The 15,218-nt window shown below is 48.1% G+C and carries 15 protein-coding genes; 12 read left to right on the forward strand and 3 right to left on the reverse strand.

Going from position 1 to position 15,218, the window contains the following annotated elements; all coding sequences use genetic code 11:
* Positions 1-13: 13 nt before the first annotated feature.
* A complete protein-coding gene (locus C2755_RS02180; RefSeq protein WP_215321581.1) occupies positions 14-2,638 on the reverse strand; it encodes an Rne/Rng family ribonuclease in 2,625 nt (874 codons plus the stop codon).
* A gap of 463 nt (positions 2,639-3,101) precedes the next feature.
* Between C2755_RS02180 and C2755_RS02185 the strand changes: the two genes are divergently transcribed.
* Genes C2755_RS02185 through sppA form a run of 3 tightly spaced genes read left to right on the forward strand, consistent with a single transcriptional unit; the run spans position 3,102 to position 5,767 of the window.
* Entirely contained in the window at positions 3,102-4,118 is a 1,017-nt protein-coding gene (locus C2755_RS02185; RefSeq protein ID WP_215321582.1) for an RluA family pseudouridine synthase, read from the forward strand.
* An 8-nt stretch (positions 4,119-4,126) separates the two neighbouring features.
* Positions 4,127-4,807 carry an HAD-IA family hydrolase gene (locus C2755_RS02190; RefSeq protein WP_215321583.1) on the forward strand — a complete coding sequence of 227 codons (681 nt, stop codon included), beginning with the start codon at positions 4,127-4,129 and terminating at the stop codon, positions 4,805-4,807.
* A gap of 12 nt (positions 4,808-4,819) precedes the next feature.
* Positions 4,820-5,767, forward strand: a complete 948-nt coding sequence (gene sppA / locus C2755_RS02195; RefSeq protein ID WP_215321584.1) for a signal peptide peptidase SppA — start codon at positions 4,820-4,822, stop codon at positions 5,765-5,767.
* A gap of 35 nt (positions 5,768-5,802) precedes the next feature.
* Here sppA and C2755_RS02200 read toward each other — a convergent pair whose 3' ends face one another.
* Positions 5,803-6,573 carry an SAM-dependent methyltransferase gene (locus tag C2755_RS02200; RefSeq protein ID WP_215321585.1) on the reverse strand — a complete coding sequence of 257 codons (771 nt, stop codon included), beginning with the start codon at positions 6,571-6,573 and terminating at the stop codon, positions 5,803-5,805.
* A gap of 40 nt (positions 6,574-6,613) precedes the next feature.
* Entirely contained in the window at positions 6,614-7,222 is a 609-nt protein-coding gene (locus C2755_RS02205) for a Maf family nucleotide pyrophosphatase (protein ID WP_215321586.1), read from the reverse strand.
* Between the two features lie 41 nt (positions 7,223-7,263).
* Here C2755_RS02205 and C2755_RS02210 point away from each other — a divergent pair, with 41 nt between their 5' ends.
* From C2755_RS02210 to C2755_RS02250, 9 genes are all read left to right on the forward strand, one after another.
* The gene (locus tag C2755_RS02210) at positions 7,264-7,839 is read left to right on the forward strand and encodes a DUF177 domain-containing protein (RefSeq protein ID WP_215321587.1); all 576 of its coding nucleotides are present in this window, start codon (positions 7,264-7,266) and stop codon (positions 7,837-7,839) included.
* Between the two features lie 105 nt (positions 7,840-7,944).
* The gene (rpmF, locus tag C2755_RS02215) at positions 7,945-8,124 is read left to right on the forward strand and encodes a 50S ribosomal protein L32 (protein WP_011902241.1); all 180 of its coding nucleotides are present in this window, start codon (positions 7,945-7,947) and stop codon (positions 8,122-8,124) included.
* Between the two features lie 83 nt (positions 8,125-8,207).
* Positions 8,208-9,221, forward strand: a complete 1,014-nt coding sequence (gene plsX, locus C2755_RS02220; RefSeq protein ID WP_215321588.1) for a phosphate acyltransferase PlsX — start codon at positions 8,208-8,210, stop codon at positions 9,219-9,221.
* Positions 9,218-10,204, forward strand: coding sequence for a beta-ketoacyl-ACP synthase III (locus tag C2755_RS02225; RefSeq protein WP_215321589.1), 987 nt, complete (start codon positions 9,218-9,220; stop codon positions 10,202-10,204). The genes plsX and C2755_RS02225 overlap by 4 nt, the downstream gene beginning before the upstream one ends.
* 59 nt (positions 10,205-10,263) lie before the next feature.
* The gene (fabD, locus tag C2755_RS02230) at positions 10,264-11,199 is read left to right on the forward strand and encodes an ACP S-malonyltransferase (protein WP_215321590.1); all 936 of its coding nucleotides are present in this window, start codon (positions 10,264-10,266) and stop codon (positions 11,197-11,199) included.
* Positions 11,200-11,239: 40 nt separating this feature from the next.
* The gene (gene fabG / locus C2755_RS02235; protein ID WP_215321591.1) at positions 11,240-11,983 is read left to right on the forward strand and encodes a 3-oxoacyl-ACP reductase FabG; all 744 of its coding nucleotides are present in this window, start codon (positions 11,240-11,242) and stop codon (positions 11,981-11,983) included.
* A gap of 100 nt (positions 11,984-12,083) precedes the next feature.
* A complete protein-coding gene (gene acpP, locus C2755_RS02240; RefSeq protein ID WP_011902246.1) occupies positions 12,084-12,323 on the forward strand; it encodes an acyl carrier protein in 240 nt (79 codons plus the stop codon).
* Between the two features lie 21 nt (positions 12,324-12,344).
* Positions 12,345-13,592 carry a beta-ketoacyl-ACP synthase II gene (gene fabF, locus C2755_RS02245; RefSeq protein WP_215321592.1) on the forward strand — a complete coding sequence of 416 codons (1,248 nt, stop codon included), beginning with the start codon at positions 12,345-12,347 and terminating at the stop codon, positions 13,590-13,592.
* A 50-nt stretch (positions 13,593-13,642) separates the two neighbouring features.
* Positions 13,643-15,091 carry a DegQ family serine endoprotease gene (locus C2755_RS02250; protein ID WP_251368513.1) on the forward strand — a complete coding sequence of 483 codons (1,449 nt, stop codon included), beginning with the start codon at positions 13,643-13,645 and terminating at the stop codon, positions 15,089-15,091.
* The last annotated feature ends 127 nt before the right edge of the window (positions 15,092-15,218 follow it).

A 15,218-nucleotide genomic window follows, 5' to 3' on the forward strand; every position in this document is an offset into this window, starting at 1 on the left:
GCTTCAATAAGCGTTAAACCGTTTTTTCTTGGCCGCCGGTTTCTACTAAAACCATTGGGCCATCATGAAGACTAACAGCCGGTTTAGGTGCTCTGCCCAAGTTATGAGCAACAGGCTCTGCCTGAATCTGACTTTGAGCATCAGCATGCTTTGAAGAGTCGGTAGCGACCCAAATCATGCCGGCTGATTGCACAACGCTGTGCAATGGAGTTTCTTCAAGCGCCTGGAAGGCAATCTTAGGAAGCTCTGGTGCAGGTTTGGCAATTACTTCTAACGTGGCAGCCGCAACAGCAACTGGTGCTGGAGTGGATGCGGGAGCAGAGTTTTGTGCAGGACGATTTGATTGACGTGGAGCACGTGGTGCGCGCTCTTGCCTTTCTTGTTTCTCTGCTACAGGTTTTGCGTTGCCAAAGCTGTTCGCGATGTTCTGAATTGGCATGCTTGCTGATGCGCCAGCCATTCCTACAGGAGGGCCTGCAAATGGACTTGCTGACACAGCAGTTGCTGGTGTATTAGCAACATCATTGCCACCTTCAGTACGCTCGCCACGTTGACCACGACCACGACCACGACGGTTGCGACCACGACCACGACGCTCTTCACCCTCAGCGCCTGGAGTAGTTTCGCTACCAGGAGCGGCTTCAGTTGCAGGCGTTACTGCTGCTGGATTAGCTTGATTACGGTTCGCATCTTGACGTTCTGGCTTCGGACCATTTTGATTGCCCTGGTTACGATTGCCGTTACGGTTGTTGCGGTTGCGATTGTTGTTAGCACCTTCTGTTGGAGTACCTTCAGCTGCAGCTGCTGCTGGGCGCTCAGTACGCTCGCCACGACGGTTGCGACCACGATTGCGATCGTTACCATTGCGGCCTTGATTGCGGCCACGTGGGTTGCTTGGTGCAGGCTTCTCTTCAACTGCTGGGGATGAGGAGAACAGCTTCTTGATAAATCCAAAGAGACCGCCAGAACTTTCAGTCACCACTTTTTCAGTACGTGCAGGACGTGGCTGACTGACTGGTGCAGGTTGTGTTGGAGTGATACCTTTAACTGCTGCTTCTGGACGTACTTTTACATCCGCATCTTTTTTGCTAACGGTCGTGTCTGTCTCAAGCTCACGAGCAGCTTCTTCCGCCATCACATAGCTAGCCTTTTGGTCATCAAGACGTGGGTCGTCATGACGCAAACGCTCAAGTTTGTAATGCGGAGTTTCTAAATGCTTGTTGGGAACCATCAAGACATTCACTTTGAAGCGAGTCTCGATCTTGATGACTTCAGCACGTTTTTCATTCAGGAGGAAGGCAGCCACTTCGACTGGCACCTGTGTATGAATCGCTGCTGTGTTTTCCTTCATCGCTTCTTCTTGGATGATGCGCAGAACTTGCAAGGCAGAAGATTCAGTATCGCGAATGTGGCCAGTGCCGTTACAACGTGGGCAGGTTACATGGCTACCTTCGGATAACGCAGGACGCAAGCGCTGACGAGACATTTCCATCAAGCCAAACTTGGAGATTTTGCCCATCTGAACGCGAGCACGATCATGACGCAGAGCATCGCGTAAACGGTTCTCAACATCTTTTTGTGCTTTGCTCGATTCCATGTCAATGAAGTCGATCACGATCAAGCCACCCAAGTCACGCAAACGCGCTTGACGGGCGATTTCATCAGCAGCTTCTAAGTTGGTGCGAGTAGCAGTCTCTTCGATATCAGAGCCACGGGTTGCACGTGCTGAGTTGACATCTACTGAAACCAAGGCTTCAGTGTGGTCGATCACGATTGCGCCACCAGATGGCAATGGCACAGTGCGTGAGTAAGCAGTTTCGATTTGATGCTCAATCTGGAAACGAGAGAACAAAGGCACATCGTCTTGATAGCGCTTTACTCGTGGCAAATTGTCAGGCATCACTACAGACATAAATGCTGCAGCTTGTTCGTAGATGTCATCGGTATCGATGAGAATCTCACCAATATCAGGCTGGAAGTAATCACGAATCGCGCGAATCACTAAGCTAGATTCGAGGTAGATCAGCAATGGGGCGGAGTTGCCTTTGGCAGCTTCATCAATCGCTTTCCACAATTGCATGAGGTAACTTAAGTCCCACTGCAATTCAGTGGCGTCACGACCAATACCAGCGGTACGAGCAATGATGCTCATGCCATCTGCCACTTCTAATTGAGCCATCGCTTCGCGGAGTTCTTGACGGTCTTCACCTTCAATACGGCGGGAAACGCCACCCCCTCGTGGGTTATTCGGCATGAGAACCAAATAACGGCCTGCCAAGGAGACAAAGGATGTAAGGGCTGCACCTTTTTGGCCGCGCTCTTCTTTTTCTACTTGAACAATAATTTCTTGACCTTCGCGTAAGGCATCCTTAATGGAGGCATTACGAACGTCGATACCTTCTTTAAAGTAAGTACGGGCCACTTCCTTAAATGGCAAAAAGCCATGACGCTCTTCGCCGTAATTGACAAAGCAGGCCTCAAGGGAAGGTTCAATACGGGTAATGACACCTTTGTAGATGTTGCCTTTGCGTTGTTCACGGCCGGCAGCTTCGATATCGATATCAATGAGTTTTTGACCATCAACGATGGCAACTCGCAACTCTTCTTGTTGAGTTGCATTAAACAACATGCGTTTCATAACACTCTCCTATGGGGGAGGGCGTCGTTGCGCGCTGCGTTAGGGGACAAGTTAGATACCACTTGGGACTAAGCCCAAGGCGGTTTATGAGTGTGGATCATGCAAATCTAGACATTTTTTGCCTAGTTCACCAGCTTAACTGTTGGTTAATATGGTGCCACACCTGACGATCGCCGCAGAGACCTCCTTTAGGTCATCAATGCAGGCGCGCGCCTGAAAACTGTCTTCTAATCGCGGGTCGCGGCATACGGCACACCAACCCTGCGCCTCATTAAACGGGGGAGGGGCAACCCCGGGAGTCTTTTAAAGGGCGACTCCAAGCTCCACGATTCAAACCTGACTTCAGGTTGGTCTCGGGCCAATAAATTGGCTAGAGCGTTGATTATACGGCACAAGTTGCGTGACAATGGGGTATTGTTGAGTCCCTTGTCATCCCCTGGTGGGGTCACAAGAAAGATAAATCATGAAATCCGAACCCATTTCCAAGCCCTTAAAGGTTAAAACGCCCACTACTTCAGCGCCTGCTGCAGTGCATCTTCAGACCATTGGTCCCGAAGAGGCCGGCCAACGCCTGGATAACTATCTATTGCGCTGGGCCAAAGGAGTTCCCAAAAGCCACGTTTACCGAATTATTCGATCTGGCGAGGTCCGGGTGAATAAAAAGCGGGCTGAACCAACCACCCGTCTGATTGAGGGTGATGTGGTCCGCCTCCCCCCAGTTCGAATTGCTGAACCGGCCCAAATGGCTGCGGTCAATAGTGCTCAAACTAAATCTCGGGCGCATGGCTACTCAGACAAAATGCCGATTCTTTTTGAGGATGAAGCACTCTTAATAGTCAATAAGCCAACGGGTTTAGCGGTGCATGGTGGCTCAGGCATCGCACTTGGTGTCATTGAGACCCTGCGTATTACCCGTCCAGAGCTCAAGTTTTTGGAATTAGTCCATCGCTTAGACCGTGACACATCAGGCGTTCTACTCTTGGCTAAAAAGCGAAGCGCTTTGGTGGAGCTGCATCGTCAAATACGTGAGGGCCAAACGGATAAGCGCTATTACTTGCTTGCACATGGTGAAATCGTACAAGGTGCCCAAACCATGCAACTCAAATATCCGCTGCATAAATATCTTCTGCCTAATGGCGAGCGCCGCGTTCGGGTAGATCCAGATGGATTACCAAGCCATACCGCTTTAAGAGTGACTAAAGCGCTTAAGCGCGAGGGTGCATCAATCACTCTCGCTGAGGCGCAACTGAAGACGGGACGCACTCATCAGATTCGGGTGCACTTGCAAAAATTGGGCCACGCAATTTTGGGTGATGATAAATATGGCTTTGAAGATTTGGATAAGGTAGTTAAATCCAAACGCTTATATCTACACGCTCATCTAGCTGGTTTTACTCATCCGCGTACTGGCGAAAAGATGCGGATTGAGTCGCCATTGCCCGCAGAATTTACCGCCATGATGAAAACCTTTGAGCAGTAAATATCAGAATGTCTCAAGCAAATAAATCGAATCGACCCTATGATCTGATTGTGTGGGATTGGGATGGGACCATCATGGATTCCACGCCAACCATCGTGCATTGTATTCAGCAAGCCTGTCGCGATTTGGGTTTTAAAGCGCCTGACGACACATTAGCGAGTTCAGTCATTGGTTTGGGAATTCAGGATTCATTGCGCAGAGCGGTTCCTTGGATAGAGCCGGCCCATTTTCCAAAGCTGACAGAGCGTTTTCGTTATCACTACTTGGCCAAAGATCATGAGCTCGATTTGTTTGTTGGCATACGAGAGCTTTTGGAAGAACTGCATGCTAAACAGTATTTACTAGCTGTTGCCACTGGAAAGTCGCGCGTCGGACTAGATCGCTCGCTTGGGCATCATCAGATCGGCCATCTCTTTCATGAGACTCGTACGGCTGACGAATCTTTTTCTAAGCCACATCCAGGAATGTTGCTTGAGCTGTCGGATGTGACTCAAGTACCGACTCGTCGCATGCTCATGATTGGGGACACAACCCACGACCTTGATATGGCAGCGAATGCTGGGGTCGATGCGGTAGCCGTGACTTATGGCGCTCACCCGCCCGATACTTTAAAAGCTTCACCATCATTAACGCATGTGGATGATGTCGCGCAACTCTCGCAATGGCTTAAAAATAACCTGCAACACTAAGGACGCAAAAAGATGGAAAACAACCCAAACCCGAATTGGGAACGTCAAGCTCTCGAACATCTCTTGTTGGAGAATTTAAAAGAGACTCGTAAAGCACGTCGTTGGAAAGCAGTACTGCGAGTACTTACCTTGCTAGTCATTGTTGGCGCATTGCTTTCGATATTTGACTTTCACCTTCCAGGCAAGGGCATGGGGGTAGAAAAGCACACTGCGTTGGTAACACTTGAAGGAGAAATTTCTTCCAGCTCGATGGCTAATGCGATGGATATCAATTCATCTTTACTAGCTGCATTCGAGAATGAACACAGTGCTGGGGTTGTGTTGCGCATTAATAGTCCTGGAGGTTCGCCAGTTCAAGCCGGCATGATCAATGATGAGATCCACCGCTTGCGCAAGCTCTATCCCAAAAAACCGTTTTATGTCGTTGTCGAGGATATCTGCGCATCTGGTGGTTACTACGTGGCAGTCGCTGCGGATCAAATCTTGGTTGATAAAGCCAGCTTGGTGGGATCCATTGGCGTGATCATGGAAGGCTTTGGTTTTACAGGCCTCATGGATAAGTTGGGCGTTACTCGTCGCATGATTACCTCGGGCTCTAATAAAGGCATGATGGATCCGTTTAGCAAAGAGAATCCAAAGCAAGTTGAAATGGTTAAGACGATGATTGATGAGATTCACCAGCAATTTATTACAGTGGTGAAAGAGGGCCGTGGCGATCGCTTAAAAGACGTACCAGATTTATTTTCTGGCCGTATTTGGAATGGCGAGCAAGCAGTCAAGATTGGTTTAGCTGATGGATATGGCACGGTAGATACCGTTGCCCGCGACATCTTTAAGGCGCCCGACATTCTGGACTACACCATGAAAGAGAATTTTGCTGAGCGTGTTGCTAAACGCTTTGGTGCTGAAGCTGGAACTGCTGCTGGCAAGGTGTTGGTAAAAACACCTGACCTTAAATAGAAATGAGACAAAAGTAAAACTAAAGCATTGAAGACTTAGGCCAGTAGTAGAAATACTGTTGGCCTATTTTGTAATGAAGCACAAGCAGCTTCATTCGGATACCGTTTACGCCAATCTGTAATTGAAAGAGTGGCAATCATTTCTGATGGCAGACTAAGGTCCACACCGAGGCATAGCAGGCTTTGTGGTGCCAACGAATGGATACAAGCCATGAGCATGGCAGTATTGCGATAGGGTGTCTCAATCCAAATTTGAGTTTGTTGTAATTTACGAGACTCAGCTTCGAGTTGCTTAAGTTTGGCAGTGCGCTCATGGGTGTCGTGAGGCAAGTACCCTTGAAACGCAAAGCGTTGGCCATTGAGTCCGCTTGCCATCAGACCTAACAAGATAGAGCTCGGTCCAACAAGTGGCTTCACTTGGGCGCCTAGCTTATGTGCCGCTAGCACTAACTCGGCACCAGGGTCTGCAACGCCAGGGACCCCTGCTTCAGACATCAAGCCCATATTATTTCCAGCAAGCAAAGGCTTGAGTAAATCAGCCGGTTTGACCACATCGCCATACTTGGCATTACGTGCAGCACCACGCCATTCACTCATTTGCATTTCTTGAATCGTGCATGCTAATGGAGAAACAGAATCAACCGCTTTTAATAATGCGCGTGCTGTCTTGGCATCTTCCACAATCCAGTGCCTTAGCGTGGCTGTTTGTGTAATCGTTTCAGATGGAAGTACCCAGGGTAATTGCTCAACGCGACCATCATCGCCCAAAGTATTGGGAACTAAATACAGGGTGCCGAGTTTGCTCATGAATTATTTTTTCTATTGATGCCAGTTATTAATTTTTGCTTTATGTTTTTGATGGAATTGCAAAGCCAGCATCACGTAACATGCTGGTTAATGCGATCAGTGGCAAGCCAATTAAAGCGGTTGGGTCATCACTTTTAATGGACTCTAACAGGCTAATGCCAAGACCTTCAGACTTGGCGCTGCCCGCACAATCATAAGGCTCTTCAGCTATTAGGTAAGCCTCTAGGGTGCTGTCTGGAAGTTTGCGAAAGGTGACTTCAGTAGGAACGCATAACGTGGTTTGGGTGTCACCCTTCATCAAACATAGCGCTGTTTGAAAAGTCACCGCTTGACCACGCATGAGTTGTAGTTGCGCTAAGGCTCTTTCAAAATTACCAGGCTTACCAATCGCTGCACCGCAAAGATCGGCAACTTGATCAGAGCCAATGACCCAAGCTTCAAGATGCTCTTTAGCAACTGCAGCTGCTTTTGCTTGAGCAAGTCGGAGTGCTAAATCAAGAGTGCTCTCTCCAGAAAGTGGGGTTTCATCTACCTTTGGTGAGATGACTTCAAATGGGATGCGTAGGCGCTCTAAAAGTTCGCGGCGGTATACCGAAGTGGATGCCAAGATGAGTCTTGGATTTTGGGGTGTATTAGTGGGGGTGCTCATTTTGCTGTGCTTTCTATGGCGCCTTCATTTAGACTGATGTCATGAATCGTAATCAAGTTTTACCTCAAGTTGAGCTATCTGCAGAGCCAAGCGCTTTAAAGAGGGTGGATTTTTGTGCTCCACAGTCCTATAAAGGTGCTGGTTTTTTAAGCATGTCAGATATCCCAAGAGTGGCTCAGGAGGCTTCAACCGTCAATCTGGCCGATGGCTTCAATTGGTTAGCAGAGACCTATTTTGAAGATTCACCGGGTAGTGAGCCTCATCAAATCCTCGAATTAGCCCTAAAAGGGCGCCTGCATCTGGTCTGTCAGCGCTGTTTACAAGATTGCGCGGTGGAGTTGGATGAAAAACGTCGATTTATTCTAGTTTTGACAGATTCTGAGGCAGATGAATACCCTCTTGAGGATGAGGAGCAAGAGCCTCTGGTCGTAAATCAGCACTTCAACCTCCTGGAAACCATGGAGGATGAGGTTTTGCTGTCTTTACCTCTGATTCCAAAGCATCCAGATGGGTTTTGTGAACCTCATAAATCTACCTTTGGGGATGAGGCTGATGAGGAGCCGTCAAATGAGCGGGAAAACCCCTTTAACATATTGAAAAATATGAAGAAAAACTGAAATTAGGGGTCTGATTTCAGTTGTTGTTTAAAGTATCTTTTGTCAATAAATCAAGCGTTTAGGCGCATTTCCATGCTAGAATATTGCCTTGCTTAGGAGTTCAATATGGCCGTTCAACAAAACAAAAAATCACCTTCCAAACGTGGCATGCACCGTGCACACGACTTCTTGACCGCACCTGCTACGGCTGTTGAAGCCACAACTGGTGAGGCTCATTTGCGCCACCACATTTCACCTAACGGCTACTATCGTGGTCGTAAAGTTGTTAAAACTAAAAACGACTAATTTTTTAGTCTAAACAGATAGAAGCGGCTCCAGTAAAAGCCGCTTTTTTCTTGGATAAATCACTTGCAGCAATCAATGAGCTTATGAGCGTTACTCTTGCTATTGATGCCATGGGCGGAGATCATGGAGTCGTCGTGACGGTTCCGGCTGCCTGCGATTTTTTAGAAAAACACGCTGATGTGAAGATTGCCCTCGTTGGCGATCCCGATTTAATCAAGCAAGCCTTGAGTAAATCTCCCAAAGCTCCTATGGAGCGCATTCAAATTATTCCTGCTAGTGAAGTTGTCTTGATGGATGATCCCATTGAGATTGCTCTGCGTCGCAAAAAAGATTCCTCTATGCGCGTTGCCATTATGCAAGTGAAGGAGGGCGCCGCCGATGCAGTGATTTCTTCTGGCAATACTGGTGCACTCATGGCGATCTCTCGCTACATTCTCAAAACGCTTGATGGCGTTGATCGTCCTGCGATTGCTACCGCCATCCCTAATGAATTAGGGCGCGGTACAACTATGCTGGATCTTGGCGCAAATGCTGACTGCGAGCCAATGCATTTGGTGCAGTTTGCCCAGATGGCAAACGTGATGGTGCAAGTGGTGGATGGCAAAGAAAACCCTTCAATTGGCCTTCTCAATATTGGTGAGGAAGTAATTAAAGGCAATGAGGTTGTTAAGCAAACCGGCGAGTTACTGCGCAAAACCTCTTTAAACTTTTATGGCAACGTAGAGGGCAATGATATTTTTAAGGGCACAACTGATATTGTGGTCTGCGATGGCTTTGTTGGTAACGTAGTTCTTAAAGCCAGTGAAGGTTTAGCAAAAATGATGAGCGGTTTGATTCGCTCGGAATTTAATCGCTCATGGCTTACTAAGTTGATGGCGATCTGTGCGATGGTGCCACTACTAAGGGTACGTAAGCGGGTTGATCATCGCCGTTATAACGGTGCAGTATTGTTGGGTTTACGTGGTTGTGTGATTAAGAGTCATGGTTCTGCTGATCGCTTTGCATTTGGCTTTGCCTTGGATCGCGCCTATGAGGCAGCTAAGAACCGCATGGTAGAGCGCATTGCTGCAGCCTTTGTGGTGGAGACAAAAGTATGAGTATTTTTGCAAGAGTAGCCGGTACCGGAAGCTATCTTCCTGAGTTGCGCTTAACTAACCAAGATTTAGTCGAGCGCCTTGCCAAAACTGGCCTAGAGACCAGTGATGAGTGGATTAAGACGCGAAGCGGTATTTCTGCACGTCACTTTGCCGCTGAAAATGAGTTGACTAGTGATCTGGCCGTCAAGGCAGCACAAGCTGCATTGATTAGTGCTGGTATTACCTCTGAAGATTTGGACCTCATCATTTTGGCCACTTCAACCCCAGATCATTTGGGCGGCTTTCCAAGTACTGCTTGCGTAGTGCAAGACAAATTAGGTGCGCACACTGCTTGTGCTGCTTTCGATGTGCAAGCAGTCTGCGCTGGCTTTACTTATGCGCTTGCTATTGCAGATGCGTTTATTCGTTCCGGTTCATACAAAAAAGTATTGGTGATCGGTGCTGAGACCTTCTCGCGTATTCTGAATTTCCAAGACCGTGGCACTTGTGTCTTGTTTGGTGATGGTGCTGGAGCTATTGTGCTTGAGGCTTCTAAAGAGGCGGGTATTCTTTCTACTGCATTACATGCTGACGGCAGTCAACGCGATATTTTGTGTGTTCCTGGGCGTGCTGGTAATGGCGAAGTGCATGGTTCCCCATTTATGATCATGGATGGTCCAGCGGTCTTTAAGCTTGCTGTGAAGGTCTTGGAGCAGGTAGCTCACGAGGCACTCGAAAAAGCGAACCTTAAGGCTGAGCAAATCGACTGGCTAGTACCGCATCAAGCCAACATTCGCATTATGGAAGGCACGGCTAAAAAGATGGGTATGTCCATGGATAAGGTGATCGTTACCGTGCATGAGCATGGCAATACTTCGGCTGCATCCATTCCATTGGCATTAGATGCTGGCGTACGCTCTGGGCAGATTCAGCGTGGACAACATCTCTTGCTAGAGGGTGTTGGCGGCGGGTTTGCTTGGGGTGCGGTTGCGATTAAATACTAAGGGCAGCACACTATTTTTATTTATTCATCTCTTTAATTTCTTTTTAGCGAATTAATCACATGACATTTGCATTTGTATTTCCTGGTCAAGGCTCTCAATCTGTTGGCATGCTCAATTCCATTTCTGAGCGCCCAGAAGTGCGCGCAACATTGCAAGAGGCTTCTGAGGCATTGGGTGAAGACGTTGCAAAGCTCATTTCTGAAGGCCCTGCTGAGGCACTGTCATTAACCACGAATACTCAGCCTGTGATGTTGACTGCGGGCGTTGCTTTTTATCGAGCCTGGTTAGCAGTAGGTGGATCTGCGCCCAAGGTAATGGCGGGTCATAGCCTTGGTGAGTACTCTGCCTTGGTTGCATCTGGCGTTATTTCTTTTAAAGATGCTGTTCCATTGGTGCGCTTTCGTGCTGAAGCAATGCAAACTGCTGTGCCGGTTGGTACGGGCGGCATGGCTGCGATCCTCGGTTTGGATGATGCCGCGGTGATTCAGATTTGCGCTGAAGCAAGTGCTGTTGCTGGCGGAGTTGTTGAGGCCGTGAATTTCAATGCTCCCGGTCAAGTAGTGATTGCTGGTGCAAGTGATGCTGTTACTAAAGCATGTGAGCTATTAAAAGTGGCTGGTGCTAAACGTGCATTGCCATTGCCAGTATCTGCACCATTTCACTCTTCTTTATTGCAACCCGCTTCTGAAAAGCTCAAAGGCTATTTAGCCAATATCGAATTTAAAGCCCCCACGATTTCTGTGATCAACAACGTTGATGTTGAAATTTTGAATGATCCGATTGCAATTAAAGATGCCCTAGTGCGTCAAGCCGCCAAGCCTGTGCGCTGGCAGGAAACTATTCAGGCTATGGCTTCTCAAGGTATTACTCAGGTAGTGGAGTGTGGCCCTGGCAAAGTATTAGCAGGCCTTACCAAGCGCATTAATGATCAAGTGACTGGTGTGCCAGTATTTGACGAAGCTAGCTTGAATGAAGTTCTGGCAAGCTTGAAATAAAACAAGATTAAAGAAATATAGAACTGAGCGGAAAACAAATATGAATCTCGACTTAAGCGGACAAATTGCCCTAGTAACTGGCGCCTCACGCGGTATCGGTCAGGCAATTGTGGATGAGCTGGTGAAGTGTGGTGCCAAGGTAATTGGAACTGCTACATCCGAGAGTGGAGCTAAAGCGATTGATGAGCGTTTAAAAGCTTCAGGCGGTGCTGGCAAGGTATTGGATGTAACCACCCCAAATGCTTGTGAAGAAATTATTGATCTGATCGTCAAAGAGTATGGCGGCATCAATATCTTGGTGAATAACGCTGGCATCACTCGCGACAATTTAGCAATGCGCATGAAGTCTGATGAGTGGACTGATGTGATTGATACCAACCTCAGTTCAGTCTTCCGTCTTTCTCAAGCAGTGATGCGTCCCATGATGAAGGCCCGTGGTGGCCGCATTATTAATATCACTTCGATTGTTGGCCATATGGGTAATCCTGGTCAGGCAAATTACGCAGCTGCAAAAGCGGGTGTTTCTGGAATGACCCGTGCCTTAGCCCGTGAAATTGGTAGCCGCAATATCACTGTGAATTGCGTAGCTCCTGGATTTATCGATACTGATATGACCCGCGCTTTGAGCGAAGAGCAGCAAAATACCCTAAAAGTGAACATTCCTTTAGCGCGTTTGGGTAGTCCAGAGGATGTCGCTCAAGCGGTAGCCTTTTTGGCTTCTCCAGCGGCTGGCTACATTACGGGTAATACCCTACACGTCAATGGCGGACTCTATTTAGCCTAACGGCAAAGCCAGGATTTGGTCATTTTTAGGCGAATTTGCTAATTCGGTCCGCCAAACTGATAAAATCCTTTCATCGTTTTTACAACCCCTGGGGAAATTAATGGACAACATCGAACAACGCGTTAAGAAAATCGTCGCTGAGCAATTAGGCGTCGCAGAAGGAGACATCAAGAATGAATCTTCTTTCGTGAACGACTTGGGCGCTGACTCTCTTGACACTGTTGAGCTGGTTATGGCTTTGGAAGACGAATTTGGCATCGAAATTCCTGATGAGGAAGCTGAAAAGATCACCACAGTTCAGCTCGCGATCGACTTCGCTACATCAAAAGCTCAGGGTTAATTCCCTAGCCTAGGTATTACTGTGTCAGTATCAAATGGCCGACGCCGGGTAGTAGTTACCGGCCTTGGTCTTATATCACCTGTTGGTAATTCGGTTGATGTAGCTTGGTCTAATTTGCTCGCGGGCAAATCAGGCATTGCTACTATCACCAAGTTCGACCACACTCCGCTTAGCGTTCATTTCGCTGGAGAGGTGAAAGATTTCAATGTCGAAGAATATGTTTCTGCCAAAGAGGCACGCCATATGGATACCTTTATCCATTACGGCATTGCTGCTGGTACGCAAGCTATTCGCGACAGTGGTTTAGAGATCACTGAACAAAACGCTGAGCGCGTAGGCGTCATGGTGGGCTCCGGTATCGGTGGTTTACCAATGATTGAAGAAACGGGCGCTGAGTTATTGGCTCGTGGCCCTCGTCGTATCTCGCCTTTCTTTGTTCCAGGCTCCATCATCAACATGATTTCTGGCCACCTCAGCATTTTGTTTGGCCTCAAAGGTCCAAACGTGGCTGCAGTAACAGCCTGTACAACGGGTTTACACAGCATTGGATTGGCTGCACGCTTAATTCAGTACGGTGATGCTGATGTCATGGTTGCTGGCGGTGCTGAATCCACTATCTCTGCATTAGGGGTTGGTGGCTTTGCTTCTGCAAGAGCGCTTTCTACACGCAATGATGATCCTGCAACTGCATCACGCCCTTGGGATAGAGACCGTGATGGTTTTGTTCTGGGTGAGGGCGCAGGCGTAGTGGTGATTGAAGAGTATGAGCACGCTAAAGCCCGTGGCGCAAAAATTTATTGCGAATTACTGGGCTTCGGTATGAGCGGTGACGCTTATCACATGACTGCCCCAAATATGGATGGTCCCCGTCGTTGTATGGTCAATGCAATGCGCGATGCTGGCCTCAACGCTGACCAGATTCAATATATCAATGCTCACGGTACTTCCACGCCGTTGGGTGATAAGAACGAAACTGGCGCTATTAAGGCTGCTCTTGGTGACCACGCTAAGAAGACTTTAATTAACTCCACCAAGTCGATGACTGGTCACCTATTGGGTGGGGCAGGCGGCTTGGAGTCAGTTTTCACGATTTTGGCTCTTCATAACCAAAAATCACCACCTACTATCAATATCTTCAATCAAGATCCTGAGTGCGACCTGGACTACTGCGCCAATACCGCTCGAGACGTGAAAATCGACCATGCAGTCAAAAACAATTTTGGCTTTGGGGGTACTAACGGTACCTTGATTTTTGGCAAACTGACCTAATATTCTTAATATCTTCATTGTTGGTTTTCACCAAGTGGGTCTATAGCTTTATGAAAAAGTACTTAATTGCGCTCTTGGCTATTTTTGGTCTAGGGCAAGTCGCGTTTATTCCGCCTGCGTTAGCTCAAACCCCTCGAGTCATTATTCCTGACTTTGCGGATTTGGTTGAGCGCGCCAGTCCTGCGGTCGTCAATATTCGCACCACTGAAAAAGTGGTAGTGCAGCAAGCGCAAGGTGGCATTCCGGGAATGCCAGAAGATCAAGCCGAATTCTTCCGCCGTTTCTTTGGCGTACCTATTCCGGGAATTCCAAATGGACCTAAACCAGCGCAACCTAATCCAGGCAAGCCGCAAGAAGCAGATCGTGGCGTAGGCTCCGGTTTCATTATCGAATCTAATGGTTTGATTTTGACTAACGCTCACGTTGTTGAAGGTGCCACCACTATCTATGTGACCCTGACTGATAAGCGCGAGTTCAAAGCAAAGTTACTCGGCATGGATAAGCGTACCGATGTTGCAGTCGTCAAAATTGAAGCGCGTGATTTACCAAAGCTACCTTTGGGTGATTCATCTAGGGTGCGTGTAGGTGAATGGGTGCTTGCAATCGGCTCCCCGTTCGGCCTTGAGAACACGGTAACTGCAGGGATTGTGTCGGCCAAGAGTCGCGATACGGGTGACTACTTACCTTTTATTCAGACTGATGTAGCCGTGAATCCAGGAAACTCTGGCGGCCCACTTTTAAATACTGCTGGTCAAGTGATTGGTATCAACTCACAAATATTTAGTCGCTCTGGTGGCTATATGGGCATCTCTTTTGCAATTCCGATTGATGAGGCAATGCGTGTGGCAGATCAATTGCGTACTAATGGCAAGATGACTCGCGGCCGAATTGGCGTTGCTTTAGGCGAGATGACAAAAGAAGTTGCTGAGAGTCTGGGTTTAGGTAAGCCTCGCGGAGCATATGTACGCAATGTTGAGCCAGGTGGACCAGCAGCAGCTGGTGGCATTGAAGCAGGGGATGTGATTCTTGGTTTCAACGGGCGCGATATTTCTAAATCAACCGACTTACCCAGAGTAGTTGGCGAAACGAAGCCAGGCACTTCGGTGCCAGTGCAAGTTTGGCGTAAAGGGGGAACCCGTGATTTAACGGTTACCGTAACCGATACCGAATCTACTCAGGCAGCCAATAAAAAGGCAGATGCCCCTGCGGCAAATGGCAATGGCGCCAATACCCTAGGGGTTGTTGTTGGTGAGCTATCGGATAACAAAAAGAAGGATTTGAATATCAAGGGTGGGGTTGAAGTGACCGGTTTAGGGGATGGCCCTTTAGCAAAGGCGGGGATTCGACCGGGTGACGTCATTATTCGGGTGGCAGATGCCGATATTACGAGCATTAAGCAGTTTGAGGCTCTAATTAAGGGTTTGGACGCCAATAAGGCTGTACCGGTCTTTATCCGCCGCTCTGATAGCACTTTAGTTGTTCCTGTAAGGCCTAAATAACCCCATTTTGGGCCTAAAAAAGGGGTTTGGCGCCTTTTTGGCGCCACCCATTACAATCACTTTAAGACGACTTTTTGCAGCGCATCATCGTGGTGCGTTCTGACAAGGCGTTTTTTGAATGACCTAT

This window comes from Polynucleobacter sp. MWH-S4W17 (genome assembly GCF_018687535.1).
Lineage (GTDB): Bacteria > Pseudomonadota > Gammaproteobacteria > Burkholderiales > Burkholderiaceae > Polynucleobacter.

Coding starts and splice junctions, on each gene's coding strand:
- C2755_RS02180 (WP_215321581.1), bottom strand. CDS start 2,638: ATGAAACGCATGTTGTTTAATGCAACTCAACAAGAAGAGTTGCGAGTT.
- C2755_RS02185 (WP_215321582.1), top strand. CDS start 3,102: ATGAAATCCGAACCCATTTCCAAGCCCTTAAAGGTTAAAACGCCCACT.
- C2755_RS02190 (WP_215321583.1), top strand. CDS start 4,127: ATGTCTCAAGCAAATAAATCGAATCGACCCTATGATCTGATTGTGTGG.
- sppA (WP_215321584.1), top strand. CDS start 4,820: ATGGAAAACAACCCAAACCCGAATTGGGAACGTCAAGCTCTCGAACAT.
- C2755_RS02200 (WP_215321585.1), bottom strand. CDS start 6,573: ATGAGCAAACTCGGCACCCTGTATTTAGTTCCCAATACTTTGGGCGAT.
- C2755_RS02205 (WP_215321586.1), bottom strand. CDS start 7,222: ATGAGCACCCCCACTAATACACCCCAAAATCCAAGACTCATCTTGGCA.
- C2755_RS02210 (WP_215321587.1), top strand. CDS start 7,264: ATGAATCGTAATCAAGTTTTACCTCAAGTTGAGCTATCTGCAGAGCCA.
- rpmF (WP_011902241.1), top strand. CDS start 7,945: ATGGCCGTTCAACAAAACAAAAAATCACCTTCCAAACGTGGCATGCAC.
- plsX (WP_215321588.1), top strand. CDS start 8,208: ATGAGCGTTACTCTTGCTATTGATGCCATGGGCGGAGATCATGGAGTC.
- C2755_RS02225 (WP_215321589.1), top strand. CDS start 9,218: ATGAGTATTTTTGCAAGAGTAGCCGGTACCGGAAGCTATCTTCCTGAG.
- fabD (WP_215321590.1), top strand. CDS start 10,264: ATGACATTTGCATTTGTATTTCCTGGTCAAGGCTCTCAATCTGTTGGC.
- fabG (WP_215321591.1), top strand. CDS start 11,240: ATGAATCTCGACTTAAGCGGACAAATTGCCCTAGTAACTGGCGCCTCA.
- acpP (WP_011902246.1), top strand. CDS start 12,084: ATGGACAACATCGAACAACGCGTTAAGAAAATCGTCGCTGAGCAATTA.
- C2755_RS02250 (WP_251368513.1), top strand. CDS start 13,643: ATGAAAAAGTACTTAATTGCGCTCTTGGCTATTTTTGGTCTAGGGCAA.